Below are 14,462 nucleotides of genomic sequence, written 5' to 3' on the forward strand. Positions count from 1 at the left end.
GGCGTCTGACTGTCACCGCTTGACCTCCCAGATGCCGTATCCCTTTCCGAACAAGGCGCCTGCGGCGAAAAGCATCACGCTGACGTCCGTTTGGGAAAGCGCGCTGGCAATAATCCCAACGATGCCGACTGCAGCGCCGATAAGCATAAGGCCGGCTGGGTTCATTCCCGTTCCTCCGAGCCGGAGCCAAGTTGTTCCTCCTCACGGGGTGGGGAGGGAGGGGTGGGGAGGGCAACTGTCTCCCGGATATGCTCGATCAGGTCTACATCTTCATCCGTCAGCTCGGCCTGAAGGTCGTGGTTGTCGATTAAATCAAGGAGCCACCGGCAATGCACCGTGACGGTGTGAGCTGTTGGGTTGTACTCCACGGCTTCCTGTAGCTTGCGAACATCCTGCTCGATTTCGGCGAGTTGCGTCGCCAGCTGGACGATGTCGTCCACAACCTCAAAGGCCGTCTCGACAGAAATCTCGATCGTATCGAAGCCCTTCGCGCGTGCTTTGCTTGCCCATGAATGCAGATCGTTGTGAGCGGAACTCATTGGTTTTCGTCCTCTTGTTCGATCTGAGGGGGAAGAGGCAAAGGCATCCAATGAGTGGCCGGCCAGAAACGCTCGTTGAAATTGGCCCAGCCGTCATACTGCTTGGTCCACCGATCGACCGCTATGATGCCCAAACGATGCTTCACAGCCTCGTCAGTCCTCATGCAGATGCAGAGGATCTTCGTCCCGTCTTTCGGCGCGGTCTCGATCGGCTGCCACCCCTCCACCCGCCCCGCATCCGGTTCGGGATGTGCGGGGAGGAGGGCGCCCTCAAGCACGTAGGCAAGGATGGCGGTTGCCTGCTCGGCGTCAATCGCGAGGCCATCCACCTCACCCTCTACCGCGGCAATCATGCGGTCGACCATTTCGTCGGTGACGGCGCTCATGCGTCTTCTCCTTTCAGGGCTTGGCGGGTGGCGCGTTCTTTGGCGAGCGCCGTATCAATCTGCGCTTTGATGCTGCGCATGAGGCTGTCGTGCTCGGGAAGGCCTTTAAGGTAGCCGGCCCATCCGTTGATGACGTCCATGACAGCGGTCATCGCACCCTCTGCGATCTGAGCTCGTCGGTGCATGTTCTGGTGCGCCCTCTGCATAACCTCCACCCGCTCTTTCATCATGCGATAGCGCTCATTGAATGCGGGCTGCTCTTTGAAAGAGGAGCGGAAGCTCGTCACCTCATTCATGAGGCTGTCGTTCTCAGACTGCAGGCGGGCCGCGATGTCCTTCCAGAACTCAGGCGGATTCCTGCCTGGGTCATCGACGCACAGTGCGTAGAAGTGATCTAGCTCCGTCTGCAGACGATCGCGTTCGGCTGTGAGAGCGTCGAGATCCTGCTCGGTGACATGCATCCGGCACTTACCGGCCCAGAAGATATGCACGTCCTCTGCGCCATCGGCGAAAGCTTCGCGCAATTCCCGGATGATGGCCGGCTCCACCTCGGCGCGGTCGTCCCGCTCGGCAGCCGGGGGAAGCGGTTGGGGTACGGGTGTCAAAGCCCGAATTCGTTCAGCGATGTTTTTCCGCTGCGCTTCCGCCATGTATTCCATATCGCTGCGATGTGGTCCGTAAGCCGGTGTGCGGTCTTCTTCGGCTATCTTGGCGGCTGCTTCCATAGCATCACGCCACGTCACTTGGGGTTGGGGCGCGGGGGTGTCGTCTGGCTGATCGCGGCCCGTCTTCGTTGCGTCATCCAGCAGGTTAAGAACCTCAAAACGGTCAACGATCCTCTGGATCATGGTCGCCGGGTCAGGCTGATGCCGAATGTCATCTTCCATCCCGAGGCAATAACGGTATTCGCCATCACCACCAGTTCGCTGATCGATGTCCTGCACGGCCTCGGAATAGCCGTCGCGCTTGCCGATCTCGTATGTCTCGTCGTCAGCTTCGGCGCGGATCTTCTGAAGAGCGCTGGCGATGGCAAGGCGGATAGCATCTGCCTTCTCGTCGTGTTTTCCGGTTCGACCCTGATCAAAATACTGGTTGAGCAGGTCGCCAATCGTTAGCTCTTGAGACGAGGGTGCGGGGGGCTGCTCCATTTCTGCGAGCGCGGCTTTGAGCGCACGCCAAAGATCTGCTCTCTCGGAAACGTGAGGCCCGCCACGGTGGGCGTCGAGAAGGTCTTGAGCAACTTCGCGCAAGGTGATCTCAGACATCGGCCGAGCCCTCCGTGGCGGCGAGGTTAGGATCAAGGCCAGGCAGCGGCCCACGGCCATGACGAGTGGCGCGCTTGGCGCGGATGCGGGCGATCGTCTCAGGGCGCTGAAGCTTCTCAAGGTCTGCCTCGCCGCATGCATCCATGTCGTACCCCGCCAAGACGCAGAGCGAGGCGAGGGTGAGCTTTGCAGAGCCGATCTCCTTGGAAGGCTCGCCTGCCGGCCGGCTGAAGGTGTAGGCCAGTAGCTTGCTAGCGTCGTCGTGCGTCATGCCGAGCGCTTGGCAGGTCTCGGCCGCTTCCTCGAAGAACCGAGCAATCCGCTCTGCTACATCTGTCGGGTCGTCATGGAAGAGCGCATAATGGGCATCTGCCACACGGTCCTGATATGACCGCTCTTCAGGTTCGGGCGCAGCAGCCTTGCTCGATTCCCAAACCGAGCGGGCCATCTCGATTGTGTCATGAAGCCTAAGACGTTCGTCATACGAGAGCGAAGTACCCAACCACTTACGAAGCGGCTGAATAGTCGCCAGCAAATCGCCCAGTGCTCCGCGCACATGGGGTTGGGGCGATGGGGTGTGGTCGGTCATTGCACCGTCCTCTGATGCTTCGGGAAGATCTTATCCATGTGCGCCCGCACCATGCGCGCGATCCGCTCCTCGTCCTTCATCTTGACGGCTGCAACCAACTCTTCGCCGCCTACCTCCTTGAGCGCGAACGCACGCCCATCCTCGAACGCCTGGATCGCGTTGTTCTCGCGGCTGTCCAATTCGGAGATGACGGCCTGGATCGCCTTGACCTCATCCTCAGTCAGGGTGTGGCCGGCGCGCAGCTGTGAGGCGATGACGACGGGCTCGCGCTCGAATGCTTTTTCGAATTCCTCATCGTCAAACATCGGCCGAGCCCTCCGTGGCGGCGAGGGCCGCCCGGTCCAGCCGTTCAATCTCTGCAAGAATCAGCGCGCCGGCTTTCACGAGATCACGTCTCGGATCGCTTGGCTTCCACCACTTAGCTGCCCAAGGCCAATCCAAAGGCACGGACGGCAAGACGCCAGCGTCTGTCAGTTTCCGAACATTATCTCCCCATCGGCTGTGATAGGCGTAGCAGCTCGCCGCCTGCGCCATCTCGGCGTCGGAATGGAAATCGTCATGCTCCGGCGTCCACCCCTCGGCCTCTACCTGCCGTCGACGCTCGGCGATAACATCGGCGGCAGCCATCTCTTGGGGCTGGGGCACGGGTGGCGTAAAAACGGCCAGGGCAGCCTTTGCGATTGCCCGGTCTTCATCCCGGCTCTCGTGCTCAAACTCGTTCGCCGGATGGTCATAGCGCTCCGACCAGTACCAAGCCTCGCCTTCCTTGGAACCGTCGCCGGACGGGTATCGGCTCGATATGGCGCGAGCAACGGTATCAAGATCAGACAGCAAATCTGCTTGGGGTGATGGGGCCGTGTGCCCGCTGGTCTCGGTCATTCTGAAAGCCTCCTGATTTTCAGCTCCAAGCCGAGCACGTTGAAGCATGCTTGGAGAGAGTCGATCGTGGGGTTGGTGCGCACGCGCCAGGCCTTGATCGTGCTGGCGTTGATGCCGACGCGATCAGCCATGTCGAAGACGCCGAGCTGCTGCCGGTTCATTTCCTCGAAGAGTCGCTTGACGAGCGGATGGGCGCGGGAGGGGATGGAAAGGCGGCGGAACTCCCTCATGATTGCTGCTCCCGGTAGAGCGGCCGCGGCGGCTGGGAGGGCTTGGGCCGGCGCTTCAGGGCCTTCTCGGACTGCGCGAACCCAGCCGATTTGATCTTCTGCACCGGTCGCTTCATGCCGAGGTACTTTTCCTCGCGGCGCTTGGCCTCGGCGATCGCCGCTACGTCCTTCGCTGTCTTCGGCCTGTGGCAGCACTCAACGCCGAGCAGCTTTCCGTCCTCGGCCGTCAGCTTCCTGCTCTTGTCGATCTGCAGGGCGTCGGGGATGGTGTGGTCTACGTGGTAGGGCTTCTTGCCGAGGACCAAGCCGGAGCCCTCGCAGCAGATCCCGTGCTGCGGGTGCAGAGCGCGCTTGACGATTTGGGCATAGACCGGCTTCGGAAACTCGCGGCGGCTCATGCCGCACCGCCGATCTGGTCGATGTTCCCGTGGTGGACGGTGAAGGAGTAGACGGCGACCCAGGGGTTGGCATTCCATGCCCCTTCGCCGTTGATGCTGTCCCACAGGGCGGCATAGGCGCTTACCGGCGAGCCGTGGCGGCTATCGCCCTCGAACCCCCAGTCGCATCCCATCTCCACTGCTCTGGCCGGCGCGAGAGGCATCTTGACCAGCCCCTCGGCGATCGCGTCTTCACGGGTGATGTCCCGCAGCCGCTCGACCCGAACGCCGGTGACAATCAGGGTCAGCCGAGATGCGCAGCGAGGCATGTGCATTGAGGCGCGAAGCCGGCCGAGCTGGCTCTGCTGCCATAGATGGACGGAGTGGTCGTCGCACCTCCCGTCAGCCTCGTAGAATGTCGTGATGGCGGGCTCGCCCCATTCGTCCTCGAATTCGGAAACGATTTCCGATGGGGATTGCTCATCAAAGGCTTTCTGCGTGCGCCATGCTTCACGCACCCAGAGACGATCGCCGACGCTGATGCGAAGGCTGTGACCTTTGCCGTCCTTGCCGATGTAAGACGTGCCGGAGAAGCTCGTAAGGCTTGGCTGCGGGTTCAGCCCCCGCCGCGTCTGCGTCTTTCTGCCGTCCAGCAGGGCGCGCACCATCGGCGCAGAGAAGAGAATGGGTTTGTCGGCCATCTCAGCCTCCCAGTTCTTCGACAGAGCACTGCAGCGCCTCGGACAGCCAGCTGCGGGCCTGCGCCGGCGTGCGCTTGCCGGAGGCGACTGCTCGGGCACTCACGCAGACGGATGCGATCTGCTGGTGCAGCTCGGCCGGCAGCCGCTTCTCCCATTCTGCCTTCGACTGTTCGATCGCCTCGTCGCGCTCGGCGGCACTCTCGTGCTTCAGTGCTGCGATCTTAAGCATCTCGGTCGCGCACTCGATCATGTCGGCGTTCGGATTGGTGGAGCCGGAGGACGTGGGGGCATCGCCCTCCGGCTCGGATGCCGCGCTCAGGGAGGCGGAGGCGCTGGCATCATCCGGCGAGGCCGAGGGGGCACCCTCGTCGGAATGGGAATCGGTCTTGTGTTCGCGGAACGTAACCCCGCGCTCGGATGCTTCCTTGATGATGAACTCGATGAGGTCGGTCATCTCGTCCTTCGAAAGATCGGAGGACGACAGCTCGATCGGGAGAAACGTCTTGCCGTTGAGACTGGGCAGGAAGCTGACTTCCCGGCCGAAGGCGTGAAGGAAGATGGCCTTCCACTGGCTGGGGTCGTATCGCCGGCCGCCGTGTTCGAGTTGCTGTGAGACTTCCGTGAGCAGAGCCCAGAGGAGATCATTCTGCGGAAGCGTTCGCTTCGAAGCTTTGAACTCGACCCGGGTGCCGACGGGCGCCTTTCCGATCCAGCTGATAGCCTTCCGCTTGTCTTCGTCGCATTCGAGAACGAGTAGAGCCCTGCCCATCAGATATGCCTCCAAGACTTCCGCTTGCGGATTGCGATGATGTTTGTCCGGTTGACGCCGAACTGGTCGGCCAGCTCTTGGCTGGAGGCTGCAGAACTGCGGATCGCCAGGACGTCTGAAGCCGTCAGCTTCGCGGCGTAGTGCCGTTCTCCCTGTTGTGACCTCCCGTGGCGCACCATCTCCTGCTGGTTCTCTAGCGGAGTTGCCCAGCGTAGATGCTTCGGCGAGCAGCACCCCAAATGACCGTTCCCGCACGAGTGAGCAGCATCGTGCCACGGTGTAGGCGAGAACCCGTGCAGCGCTTCACAGGCGATCCGGTGGACAAGCTGGTCCTTTCCGGCGAGCCAAATGTGCCCGTATCCGGCACTGTTGCGCGCGAAGGGCCACAGCAAACAATCCTCGCCGACGTAAGGGATCACCACGTCTCGCAGGTACTGCGCCGCTTCACCCGGCTTGGCGCGAACCTTCACGTTGGTTCCGCTGATGATGACGGTCTGCCGCGTGGTCATGCTGCCTCCCGCTCGTAGATGTCGCGAAGCGCGCCGACCTTGGCGGCCACTTCTGTGTCGAGGAAGACAGCAACCGCCGTCTCTAGCTCATCGATCACCGCGTCATCCCGCGTCACGCGCTTGACGAAGAGCTGCATGCTCTCAGGCAGGCGAGGGTCGTAGGAGACGAAGTCGCACCACTGGCGGCCGGTGCAGGCCATCTGCCACATCATCTGCGTGATGTACTTGGCGGGGATATCCTGCTTGATAAGCGTGTCGATATGGGTGGCGGTGTTCGGGCACTTGATCTCGACCAGCCCATCCTCGCCAACCAGTCCGTCCGGAGAGGCTCCAGAATCACCTATGCGGGGATGGACCACGAATGCGATCTGCTCGACCGTGACGTTCTGCATGAACTCATAGGCGAGGCGTGCATTCGGCTCCTGGTCGGTGCCCCACTGCATTGCCGCGTTGGTGAACCCCTCAGCGGCAACGCCGGTAAGGCGCTCGGCGATCAGCTCGGCTGCATAGTTTGAGCGCGATGCTCCCCAGCCGGATTTGGTGCGAGCGACGACATCGGCCACTCGGGACGCTGTCACCTTGCCGCAGCGAAGTGCGTGCCATTCCGGCGAACCTTGAATGATCTCATCCATTGGCGGCCACCTTTCGCTTCTTGGCTTCGAGCATGCCGACGGCGCGGCGGAACTTGATGGCCGGCATCTCCTTCACGCTGTCGATCTGAAGCGTGGCGCAGAACTTGGCGATGTCGGATTCCGTCTCGTTGATCATCGAGAGGATGATCTCGCACTCGGCGTCGGTGATCGTTCCGTTCGTATCGTCTGCCTTGCCGCCGTCGTCATCGGCTGCCGCCGCCAGGCCCAGTGCGGCTTTGAGCGTGTAGCGCTGGAGGTACGTGACGGTGGAGCCGATCGACTGAATGCTGTTCTTGTTGCCGCTCTCGTCGCGGCCGGCCATGAGGGTGTTCTCCTCGTGGTGCCCATCCGAGTGCTCGATGATGCAGGTGACGGCGATAGGCTGGTTCGGCTCCGCCACCGTGCGGTACCGGATCGAGAGGCCGTAGCGCGACAGCACGGGGCCGACCTGGTCCATGATGCCGGCCAGATCCTCGTACTGATAATTGGTCCGTCCCTTCTGGCTGGTGAAGTCCACCTTCCGGGTCTTCACGATCCGGGGCAGCTCTGCCTTGGCGGCGGACATCGCAGCGGCGAAGGCCTTGCGCGCCTGGTTCTTCTCCCAGCGCTCCTGCAGGTCCATGAGCTTCGACAGCGTCTCAGGCGAGGCGCCCTTCATCAGGGCGTCGTCGATCATCTCCATCGGTGTCTTGCTGACGACTGCCGTATGCTCGCCTGGGCGTTGGATTTCGACTGCGGTTCCCATTCGTTTTGCCTCCATGGCTTGATGTGCGTTGTCGACGACGGCTGCCGCCAGTTCGCCGATGCTCTGCTCGGACCCAGGCGGGTCGATCAGCGTGCCCGACATGATCAGCCTCCGATCTGGCAGGCGCTGGCGTAGGCGATGAGGAACACGCCGACGGCTGCGGTGAAGAGCTCGACCGACGGTCGGCGAGCAAAGCGGGTGAGGGTGACGATCAGAGCGCGGCGCTGGCGCGAGAGGTGCGCGGGGCGGGGGAGGTCGAGGAAGGTCATCACGCACCTGCCTTCCGGGCGGCGAGGAAAGCGTCGGCGGCGATGTAAGCCGTTCGCGCGACACCAGCCCAGTAACGCTTCAGCGCGTCCTCGACCGTCTCGCCGTCGTTGCACCGGAGTGGGGCGGCCTCGCGGTTCCAAGAACCGACAAAAGCCTCGAAGGCGAACCTGTCGCGCAGCGCATCGGCATCGCCAGCGAGGCGCAAGATGATCTCATTGTTCATGGACCTGCCCGCTGCCTTCGCGGCAGCTGCGATCTCATCGCGCATGCCTTCCGGTAGTCGAAGCGGGTATTGGTCAGCACCGCGGCCGGTGATCGTCATCGTTCTGTCCTCGTGAAGTGGGGAGAAGGGGCTATTCGAAGGCGGCAAAAGCCGCGTACCGTTCCTCAATCGCGCGCAGTTCTTCCTGCGCAGCCTTCATCGTTTCGAGCAGGATTTCGGGCCACCGCGCGTGGAGGATCACGTCGACGTGCATGCCGGCCAGATACCCGCTGCCGACGCCCGGGAACTGCGTCTCGAAAGTCGGCTTGGTCCCGGTCTCGCATGATGCGAGGACGTCGATGACGCTCTGAAGGTCAGCAGCTCGCCGACTGTCGCGTACGGCGCGTTCGGCGATTGCATTGAGATCCATCGCCATCACTCTGCTGCCTGCAAATCCGGTTCGATGCGCTCGACCCGGTAGCCGAGCATCTCAGCCAAGGCTTTGAAGTCCGTAGCGATTTCCTCCTCGCGCATATTCTGCAGCTCGCTCCGGTTGGACGAGCCGTTGTTCCAGACGCAATCAAGGGCGAAGAGCTCGCGGGCAGCGTTCGCGATATCTTGGGCGGTGTTGCCGATGCGGGTGAAGCGCGGGTTCATGCCACGACCCTCGCATCGCGCCGCTCGTTCGTGGCGGAGATCAGCATCGCGATCAGGTCGGAGTGCTTGCCGTAAGACCAGCCCTTCGGGGCGCGGCCGCTGTTGGCGAACCTGAGGCACTGCGCCTGTTGCTGCTCGATCGTATCCTCAAGGAACCGGAGAGCCTCACGACGCGGCAAGGCGTCGGCCCGGTCGGTGATCTTCTTGACTGCTGCTTGGACGTCCATCTGCGTCTCTCCATCGGTCGGCGCCGTCCCGTTTCGTCGTCCTCTGTGAGGAGCCTCGGCGGGTGGCTGATGGGGGGAAGAATACGTTTCGACTGAAATTCAGTCAACACAAATTTTCATTTTGACTGAACTTTGTTTCCGGCGTAGGTAGCGACCATGCTCAAAAAAAATGATCATGGCGAAGCGGCAGCCGCCTTCTACGACAAGCGACGAAGGTGGCTTGATTACATCTGCACGCTTGATGTTCTCTCTGATCGAGCCTTCCGCGTTGGGTACTGGCTCGCCAAGCGTATGAACGGGAACGACCAGTGCTGCTGGTATGGGATCAAACAAATCGCCAAGTCGCTCTCCATGTCGGAGGCAACGGTGATGAGGGCGGTCGCTGAGCTGGAAAATGAGCGGGTGATGATCGTTTCCCGCCAGCACCGCCGAACAAACAGCTATTCGATCCGGCTCCCCTTCGAGTTCTGAATAGGTTGCAGATCTGCAAGTCTGCTAGGTCGCAAATCTGCAAGCCCAATATAGAAAGCTGAATTTCTAAAAGTCTTATATAACTGATTGATCTTGCTCTGAGGGGAGTTGGTAGAAACGGGAGCAAGGCTGTGAGAGATATGGATCGGGGGGCTTCAAGACCTATCGCTGGCGCAGTAGGTAAGCGGCGGGCTTACGTCCGCCAATCAGGCAGCGCCAACGGCTCGAGGCCTCCGAGCTTCCTCCAAAAATATCCACGATTGAATCCAAGTGGTTGGACTGATTCAGTCTTTCACGGGGCAAGCGACCCTTGAACTACGACGTGCATTTGTTCACTATTGGTTCTCGTTTTATGGGCGAGCAACAGGAATGGCACGCATATACGATCGTATCAGGCCGAAATTCAGAACCAGGAATGAGGAGATCATTGCTGGGCTGGTAGAATCCGCTGGTGCGCTACCATCGTCCACGCCGGAGGTAGTTATCCGACGTAAGGCGGCCGAGATTTCAGCTCTTATGGCGTCACTGCACGGCGGCGAATGGCGGGTTGAGGTTGACCATCAGTCTGGGTTTGTTCTGATCGCTCCTCGGCCGGCTCGCTCGCCACGAACCTCCCAATGATATCAATCGCCAGCCCGATCTGAGTATGGTCAACGCCATATGCGAGTAGAGCTGACCGTAGCGCTCGAGCAGCTCTGTCAGTGTCTACATCGCGACCGGAAGCGCTGGGATTTATGGCGATCAGCTCCCAGGGTTCACAGCGCAAAACGGGGGCAAGTGCCTCCAAGGCTGCCTGGCTATAGCCCTGCTTTCCATTGATCAGTTGATTTACTGATGACGTCGAAAACCCTGCCTCGGCCGCAAGTTGGTCTTGCTTGATGTCGCGGTGCTTTAGCCACTCACGTATGAAGTGTCTTGGCTTGCCGTCAGTCGTGCTCAGTTTGCGTCGCGTACCCATTGCCGCATTGTCGCTTACGCTGAAATATCGAGCCACAGGGTTTGACTGAAAATTTTCGCTTGACTGAAATTCGTTTTGACTGAATATGGGGGCATGAAAAAGCTCACTGAATTCTTCAAAGCAAATCGCGGAACGCAGGCTAGGCTGGCTGAGACGCTTGGCCTTCGACCATCGACTATCTCCCAGTGGAAGGCAGTCCCAGTGGAACACCTTGCTGAGGTCGAGCAGTTCACTGGCATCCCTCGCGAGGAACTCCTACCTGAGGCATTCCGCGCAGCTCGGGAGACCGCAGCATGACGCGCCGAAACCCCCTCTACCAAGCATTGCTGCGCACGGGCCTGATCCACAGGCTGATGCGCGATCTGGAGAAAGCTCCCGGCACCAAGGCACTGTTCGACCAGTTCCACAACGAGATGAGCGTTTTGCGCAACCTCTGCGATCGTGGGGTGATACCGGCCGAGGTGCGGAATGAGATCCGCCTCGCCGCCGCGCGCAGCATCCACGCAGCTGCGATCAACCATTGGCGCAAACAGGCGCGTCTGATTGATCGGCGGCGGATGCCGCGAATGTTGCGCGAGTCCGTTGCTCACTCGGTTCGCTGGTGATCGGCATGGATCTCTTTCTCGATCTCGGAACGCAACCTGATCCTTCTTTGCTGATCGGCGATGTAAGCTTCTCCTGGACGCAGCCCTCGCGGGATGAGGTCGCTCTCCCACACGTCGAGCAAGGCCAGTTCATAGGCAGCGTCTTCGCGCTCAGTAATGCGCCTGAAGACGCGGGGAGCGGTGTCCTCGATCCCGTGCTTTGCGAGACCGTTCTCTTTGATGATCTCGAAGAGTTTGAAAGCGATTTGCAGCGCAGCGTCAGCGCGCGCATCGGCAATACGCAGGTCGATCTCAAGGTTCCTGACCCGGTTCTCCAAATCCATTCAGTTCGCTCCTTGGCGGTTGTGTCTGAGTCTTTCGGCAACTGCACTCTTTCACGGCCTGCCAAGGGGCGTCCAGTCGAGGTGCATCATGCCCATTGACCCAAACGACATCGTCAACCGTCTGGCATATCGCGCTGGACGTCTCGACGGCCGCGGCTGGCCGTTCAACTGGTTTGTTCGGAAGGACATTGCGCTTCATCGGGAATCTGCTCGGGTGATTGAGGAACTGCGGATCTCCCTCCGCAAGGCGGTGGGCGCATGACCGCCCGTCTCGCCGAGCTGAAGCCGACACGTCACAGCGCTTGGTCCGAAGCCGCGATCGTCGCCGGCACGTGGGCAGGCATAGCCATCCAGTCGCTGCTGTTCGCCGTGCTGTTCCTCATCGTGATCTCTCTAGCGGCCCTCGGGCTGGTCGGCATCGTCGGCGAGTACCTCTGGAAGAGGGCGAAGCGATGATCTGGAACCTCGACATCGCCGCAGCCCCGCGCGATGGGCGCCAGATCCTGGTCGCGACGAGCGACCGGCGAGATGAGGAGCATTTCTTCCTCACCCGCTGGATCAAGCCGACCAAGCGCGCCCCAGCGGGCCGCTTCAACGGGTTCTCCGAGAACTCGAAGGTGCTGCTCGCGTGGTGCGAACTCCCGCTCCATCCCCATCACATGCTGCCGGCCGATCTCGCGCCGGTCGCCGAAGAGAACATCCCGATCATCGATGACGCCGGCGGAGGGGTCTGACATGCAGTGCAATTTCCAGGTTGGGCAGAAGGTCGTGTGTATCTCAGCTGACTGGTTCGGCTTGGACGACGCTCCGTACAGCGGTCCAGATCCAGTTGAGGGGAGGATCTACGTCGTCAGCCATATTCAAGTCGACGATGCGGGATGCTGGCTTCAACTCGAGGGTTTCCCCCAGAACGCCGGCTGGGAGCATGACGCTTTCCGCCCGCTAGTCACCCGCGAGACCGACATCAGCGTCTTCACCAAGCTCCTGCAGCCCTCCAAGCAGACGGAGCTGGCATGACCCCCGACGACGCCAAGAAGCAGGGCTTTGTCCTGATCGGCGGCGCGGCCGCCACTCCCAAGCAACCGAGCCCGGCTGCTGAGGCTCTCGACATCCTCTCGACCAAAGTCACCGAGACCGAGATCGGATCTCGTCTCCAAGATCAGATGAGAAAGGCCTTCGGTTATGTCTGACACGATGTTCTATGCCCTCATGGGTCTTGCCGCAGTCTGCTTGGGCTTTGCCGCCCGGTTTGTCTGGCTCGGCCTCTGCTCTCATTTCCATCGTCGCGCTTCTGAGAAGGCTGACCAGCACGCTGAGCAGTCCATAGCCGCGATGTCCGAAGCCGAGCTCGTCGACATCATCCGCCAGTTCGGCGCCTAACCCATTCCCACGATCACCCGAGCCGCGGCGCTGTCCCGTCGCCAAACTGTTCAGCCCCTGGCTCGGTGTTCGTGATCTCCGGTCGTCTCGTTAGAGCCGGCCAACTGAACCGCCGCTCCCTTCGACGCCCTCAACCTAACAGGAGCGCGAAACTTGGAACGGTCAGAAACTCACCAACCCGTGGTCAACCATTCAGAGGCCCGCCGCATGTCTATTGCAGACTTCTATTCCCCAGAACGAGCGGCGCATTACGCCGAGAGAATGTTCAAGCGACGGGTTGAAGGCTGGGGTGACGAGACCCGGGCTCTGGAAGACGTCGCTGGCTGGTGCCGCCTATCGGCCCGCAGCCTCAAGCGCATCATCAAGCGCGAAACCAAGGTGATCGGCGTCGAGACGCTGGGCCGAATCCATCAGGCCTACGTCAACTTCAACCTGCGTCTGATCGCTGAACTTAAGCACGAGCTCAAGATGGAGGAGGAGATCTACGGCCATGCTGCTCTGGCAGATCTTATCAATGAGGTGGAGGCACTGGAGGCGAAAGCGTCAGCTCATCTCATCCCGCGCGAAGGAACCCAGGAAGGAAGGAAACGGCGATGACGACAGCAGTAGGACATAACAGCAAGCTTACGGAGCAGGAGCACCAAGCGCTCTGGGGCCACCACGTCAGCAAGAAGGTCGATCTCCGCCGGCGCATGGACGACCTGAAGGCGGAGGAGAAGAAGCTCGACGCCGACCTGAAGAACGACGGCTTCTCGAAGGCCGAGGTCAAGGATTACCTCGACTGCATGCTGTCCGACGACAAGCAGAAGAAGGTCGAGAACTTCAACATGCTGAAGCGGAATCGGATCCGCCTGGGCCTTATCCCCGACGACCGCAACGCTGATCTGCTCGCCGATCGCGTCACGACCCAAGAAATGATCTTCGCCTCAGGCGTCGAGGCGGGTCTCGCCGGCCTCAACGATACCACCCGATACGCGAAGGGCAGCGACGAGGAGCGCGCCTATCTGGACGGCTATGCTGAGGGGCAGCGCATCGCGCGCGAGAACCTCAAGTCCGCCATGGATAAGCGGAACGCGGCCAAGGCGGCGAACGCCAACGAAGCGCCAGCCGCCGACGGCGGCGATCCCTTTGCAGACGCGGCGGAGTGACGGCCATGGGCTTCCAGCGCGTCACCATCAACACAGCTGCCCCTGCCAGCATCGGCACTGGCATCAAGGTCTGCCTGCGCAAGCGCAAGGGGCAGGCCTCCATGATCTTCTCCATCCGATCCGACATTGCCAAGCGGCTCGGCTGGGCCGATGGCGACAAGCTGGAGGTGCTGATCGGCGACGGCAGCGACCACGGCCTCGTCCGCCTGCGCAAGAACAACGCTGGCGGCGATGCGCTGGTCACCTTCCGAAAGGCCATGAAGGCGGTGACCTATGTGGTCGTCAGCCTCGGCCATCAGTCCGCGTTTGTCGATCGCGCCGAAGCCGGACGCTGGTGCCAACACGAGGACGTCGAGGACGGCTATCTCGAGATCGTCCTGCCGCGCTGGGCCGACGAAACCGGGCCGAAGCAGGCCGCCAAGCCTGCAGCCGCCGGCTCCGCGCCGCCCGCCGCAGCCCCGCCGGCGAGATCTGCGCCGCCAGCCGCCAAGTCCACCCCCGCCCGCGCTGTCACCGCCTCCATCATGGGCGATCCGCCGCCCGGCCGCCGCGAGATGCTGGCCAAGTTCGGCGAGCTGAAGGCCTGATCACACTGCCGCG

At 61.4% G+C, this 14,462-nt stretch carries 33 protein-coding genes; 12 read left to right on the forward strand and 21 right to left on the reverse strand.

Features of this window, described 5'->3' with window-relative positions; translation table 11 throughout:
* Window positions 1–12: 12 nt before the first annotated feature.
* Genes ACLE20_RS13160 through ACLE20_RS13250 form a run of 19 tightly spaced genes read right to left on the reverse strand, consistent with a single transcriptional unit; the run spans window position 13 to window position 8,977 of the window.
* Window positions 13–165, reverse strand: coding sequence for a hypothetical protein (locus ACLE20_RS13160; protein WP_410940747.1), 153 nt, complete (start codon window positions 163–165; stop codon window positions 13–15).
* Window positions 162–539: a hypothetical protein gene (locus ACLE20_RS13165; RefSeq protein WP_410940748.1), complete on the reverse strand. Its 378-nt coding sequence runs from the start codon at window positions 537–539 to the stop codon at window positions 162–164. Before ACLE20_RS13165 ends, ACLE20_RS13160 begins: the two co-directional genes overlap by 4 nt.
* On the reverse strand, window positions 536–925 hold the full coding sequence (locus ACLE20_RS13170) for a DUF551 domain-containing protein (RefSeq protein ID WP_410940749.1): 390 nt from the start codon (window positions 923–925) through the stop codon (window positions 536–538). Before ACLE20_RS13170 ends, ACLE20_RS13165 begins: the two co-directional genes overlap by 4 nt.
* On the reverse strand, window positions 922–2,190 hold the full coding sequence (locus ACLE20_RS13175) for a hypothetical protein (protein ID WP_410940750.1): 1,269 nt from the start codon (window positions 2,188–2,190) through the stop codon (window positions 922–924). Before ACLE20_RS13175 ends, ACLE20_RS13170 begins: the two co-directional genes overlap by 4 nt.
* Complete coding sequence (locus tag ACLE20_RS13180; RefSeq protein WP_410940751.1) at window positions 2,183–2,779, reverse strand: hypothetical protein; 597 nt, start codon at window positions 2,777–2,779, stop codon at window positions 2,183–2,185. Before ACLE20_RS13180 ends, ACLE20_RS13175 begins: the two co-directional genes overlap by 8 nt.
* On the reverse strand, window positions 2,776–3,084 hold the full coding sequence (locus ACLE20_RS13185; protein WP_410940752.1) for a hypothetical protein: 309 nt from the start codon (window positions 3,082–3,084) through the stop codon (window positions 2,776–2,778). The genes ACLE20_RS13180 and ACLE20_RS13185 overlap by 4 nt, the downstream gene beginning before the upstream one ends.
* On the reverse strand, window positions 3,077–3,658 hold the full coding sequence (locus ACLE20_RS13190) for a hypothetical protein (RefSeq protein ID WP_410940753.1): 582 nt from the start codon (window positions 3,656–3,658) through the stop codon (window positions 3,077–3,079). Before ACLE20_RS13190 ends, ACLE20_RS13185 begins: the two co-directional genes overlap by 8 nt.
* Window positions 3,655–3,888, reverse strand: a complete 234-nt coding sequence (locus ACLE20_RS13195) for a hypothetical protein (protein WP_410940754.1) — start codon at window positions 3,886–3,888, stop codon at window positions 3,655–3,657. The genes ACLE20_RS13190 and ACLE20_RS13195 overlap by 4 nt, the downstream gene beginning before the upstream one ends.
* Window positions 3,885–4,286: a hypothetical protein gene (locus ACLE20_RS13200; protein WP_410940755.1), complete on the reverse strand. Its 402-nt coding sequence runs from the start codon at window positions 4,284–4,286 to the stop codon at window positions 3,885–3,887. Before ACLE20_RS13200 ends, ACLE20_RS13195 begins: the two co-directional genes overlap by 4 nt.
* Window positions 4,283–4,966 (reverse strand): hypothetical protein, encoded by a 684-nt coding sequence (locus ACLE20_RS13205; RefSeq protein ID WP_410940756.1) that lies wholly within the window; start codon window positions 4,964–4,966, stop codon window positions 4,283–4,285. Before ACLE20_RS13205 ends, ACLE20_RS13200 begins: the two co-directional genes overlap by 4 nt.
* Before the next feature lies 1 nt (window position 4,967).
* Window positions 4,968–5,735: a recombination protein NinB gene (locus ACLE20_RS13210; protein ID WP_410940757.1), complete on the reverse strand. Its 768-nt coding sequence runs from the start codon at window positions 5,733–5,735 to the stop codon at window positions 4,968–4,970.
* Window positions 5,735–6,244, reverse strand: coding sequence for a hypothetical protein (locus ACLE20_RS13215; protein ID WP_410940758.1), 510 nt, complete (start codon window positions 6,242–6,244; stop codon window positions 5,735–5,737). The genes ACLE20_RS13210 and ACLE20_RS13215 overlap by 1 nt, the downstream gene beginning before the upstream one ends.
* Window positions 6,241–6,876 carry a lambda exonuclease family protein gene (locus ACLE20_RS13220; protein WP_410940759.1) on the reverse strand — a complete coding sequence of 212 codons (636 nt, stop codon included), beginning with the start codon at window positions 6,874–6,876 and terminating at the stop codon, window positions 6,241–6,243. Before ACLE20_RS13220 ends, ACLE20_RS13215 begins: the two co-directional genes overlap by 4 nt.
* Window positions 6,869–7,723: an ERF family protein gene (locus tag ACLE20_RS13225; protein WP_410940760.1), complete on the reverse strand. Its 855-nt coding sequence runs from the start codon at window positions 7,721–7,723 to the stop codon at window positions 6,869–6,871. The genes ACLE20_RS13220 and ACLE20_RS13225 overlap by 8 nt, the downstream gene beginning before the upstream one ends.
* 2 nt (window positions 7,724–7,725) lie before the next feature.
* Window positions 7,726–7,890: a hypothetical protein gene (locus tag ACLE20_RS13230; RefSeq protein ID WP_410940761.1), complete on the reverse strand. Its 165-nt coding sequence runs from the start codon at window positions 7,888–7,890 to the stop codon at window positions 7,726–7,728.
* The gene (locus ACLE20_RS13235) at window positions 7,890–8,213 is read right to left on the reverse strand and encodes an Arc family DNA-binding protein (protein WP_410940762.1); all 324 of its coding nucleotides are present in this window, start codon (window positions 8,211–8,213) and stop codon (window positions 7,890–7,892) included. Before ACLE20_RS13235 ends, ACLE20_RS13230 begins: the two co-directional genes overlap by 1 nt.
* Window positions 8,214–8,244: 31 nt before the next feature.
* Entirely contained in the window at window positions 8,245–8,529 is a 285-nt protein-coding gene (locus tag ACLE20_RS13240) for a hypothetical protein (RefSeq protein ID WP_410940763.1), read from the reverse strand.
* Window positions 8,529–8,750, reverse strand: a complete 222-nt coding sequence (locus ACLE20_RS13245) for a hypothetical protein (protein WP_410940764.1) — start codon at window positions 8,748–8,750, stop codon at window positions 8,529–8,531. The genes ACLE20_RS13240 and ACLE20_RS13245 overlap by 1 nt, the downstream gene beginning before the upstream one ends.
* Complete coding sequence (locus ACLE20_RS13250) at window positions 8,747–8,977, reverse strand: hypothetical protein (RefSeq protein WP_410940765.1); 231 nt, start codon at window positions 8,975–8,977, stop codon at window positions 8,747–8,749. The genes ACLE20_RS13245 and ACLE20_RS13250 overlap by 4 nt, the downstream gene beginning before the upstream one ends.
* Before the next feature lie 156 nt (window positions 8,978–9,133).
* On the opposite strand from ACLE20_RS13250, the gene ACLE20_RS13255 reads away from it, so the two are divergent.
* A complete protein-coding gene (locus ACLE20_RS13255; RefSeq protein WP_410940766.1) occupies window positions 9,134–9,448 on the forward strand; it encodes a helix-turn-helix domain-containing protein in 315 nt (104 codons plus the stop codon).
* 514 nt (window positions 9,449–9,962) lie between these two features.
* On the opposite strand, the gene ACLE20_RS13260 is transcribed toward ACLE20_RS13255, so the two are convergent.
* The gene (locus ACLE20_RS13260; RefSeq protein WP_410940767.1) at window positions 9,963–10,406 is read right to left on the reverse strand and encodes a helix-turn-helix domain-containing protein; all 444 of its coding nucleotides are present in this window, start codon (window positions 10,404–10,406) and stop codon (window positions 9,963–9,965) included.
* Window positions 10,407–10,499: 93 nt separating this feature from the next.
* Between ACLE20_RS13260 and ACLE20_RS13265 the strand changes: the two genes are divergently transcribed.
* Together ACLE20_RS13265 and ACLE20_RS13270 are read left to right on the forward strand one after the other, a co-directional pair.
* Window positions 10,500–10,703 (forward strand): YdaS family helix-turn-helix protein, encoded by a 204-nt coding sequence (locus ACLE20_RS13265; RefSeq protein WP_410940768.1) that lies wholly within the window; start codon window positions 10,500–10,502, stop codon window positions 10,701–10,703.
* Complete coding sequence (locus tag ACLE20_RS13270; protein WP_410940769.1) at window positions 10,700–11,011, forward strand: hypothetical protein; 312 nt, start codon at window positions 10,700–10,702, stop codon at window positions 11,009–11,011. The genes ACLE20_RS13265 and ACLE20_RS13270 overlap by 4 nt, the downstream gene beginning before the upstream one ends.
* On the opposite strand, the gene ACLE20_RS13275 is transcribed toward ACLE20_RS13270, so the two are convergent.
* Window positions 10,993–11,334, reverse strand: a complete 342-nt coding sequence (locus ACLE20_RS13275; protein WP_410940770.1) for a hypothetical protein — start codon at window positions 11,332–11,334, stop codon at window positions 10,993–10,995. The genes ACLE20_RS13270 and ACLE20_RS13275 overlap by 19 nt on opposite strands.
* A gap of 88 nt (window positions 11,335–11,422) precedes the next feature.
* On the opposite strand from ACLE20_RS13275, the gene ACLE20_RS13280 reads away from it, so the two are divergent.
* The 9 genes from ACLE20_RS13280 (at window position 11,423) to ACLE20_RS13320 (ending at window position 14,449) form a co-directional block, all read left to right on the forward strand.
* Window positions 11,423–11,596, forward strand: a complete 174-nt coding sequence (locus ACLE20_RS13280) for a hypothetical protein (RefSeq protein ID WP_410940771.1) — start codon at window positions 11,423–11,425, stop codon at window positions 11,594–11,596.
* Window positions 11,593–11,790, forward strand: coding sequence for a hypothetical protein (locus tag ACLE20_RS13285; RefSeq protein WP_410940772.1), 198 nt, complete (start codon window positions 11,593–11,595; stop codon window positions 11,788–11,790). The genes ACLE20_RS13280 and ACLE20_RS13285 overlap by 4 nt, the downstream gene beginning before the upstream one ends.
* A complete protein-coding gene (locus tag ACLE20_RS13290; RefSeq protein WP_410940773.1) occupies window positions 11,787–12,068 on the forward strand; it encodes a hypothetical protein in 282 nt (93 codons plus the stop codon). The genes ACLE20_RS13285 and ACLE20_RS13290 overlap by 4 nt, the downstream gene beginning before the upstream one ends.
* A 1-nt stretch (window position 12,069) precedes the next feature.
* Complete coding sequence (locus ACLE20_RS13295; RefSeq protein WP_410940774.1) at window positions 12,070–12,351, forward strand: hypothetical protein; 282 nt, start codon at window positions 12,070–12,072, stop codon at window positions 12,349–12,351.
* Window positions 12,348–12,524 carry a hypothetical protein gene (locus ACLE20_RS13300; RefSeq protein WP_410940775.1) on the forward strand — a complete coding sequence of 59 codons (177 nt, stop codon included), beginning with the start codon at window positions 12,348–12,350 and terminating at the stop codon, window positions 12,522–12,524. The genes ACLE20_RS13295 and ACLE20_RS13300 overlap by 4 nt, the downstream gene beginning before the upstream one ends.
* Window positions 12,517–12,714: a hypothetical protein gene (locus tag ACLE20_RS13305; RefSeq protein WP_410940776.1), complete on the forward strand. Its 198-nt coding sequence runs from the start codon at window positions 12,517–12,519 to the stop codon at window positions 12,712–12,714. Before ACLE20_RS13300 ends, ACLE20_RS13305 begins: the two co-directional genes overlap by 8 nt.
* A gap of 207 nt (window positions 12,715–12,921) precedes the next feature.
* Window positions 12,922–13,311 carry a hypothetical protein gene (locus ACLE20_RS13310; protein WP_410940777.1) on the forward strand — a complete coding sequence of 130 codons (390 nt, stop codon included), beginning with the start codon at window positions 12,922–12,924 and terminating at the stop codon, window positions 13,309–13,311.
* A complete protein-coding gene (locus ACLE20_RS13315) occupies window positions 13,308–13,862 on the forward strand; it encodes a hypothetical protein (protein WP_410940778.1) in 555 nt (184 codons plus the stop codon). Before ACLE20_RS13310 ends, ACLE20_RS13315 begins: the two co-directional genes overlap by 4 nt.
* Window positions 13,863–13,867: 5 nt before the next feature.
* On the forward strand, window positions 13,868–14,449 hold the full coding sequence (locus ACLE20_RS13320) for a hypothetical protein (protein ID WP_410940779.1): 582 nt from the start codon (window positions 13,868–13,870) through the stop codon (window positions 14,447–14,449).
* The last annotated feature ends 13 nt before the right edge of the window (window positions 14,450–14,462 follow it).

The sequence above is a fragment of the Rhizobium sp. YIM 134829 genome (assembly GCF_046546455.1).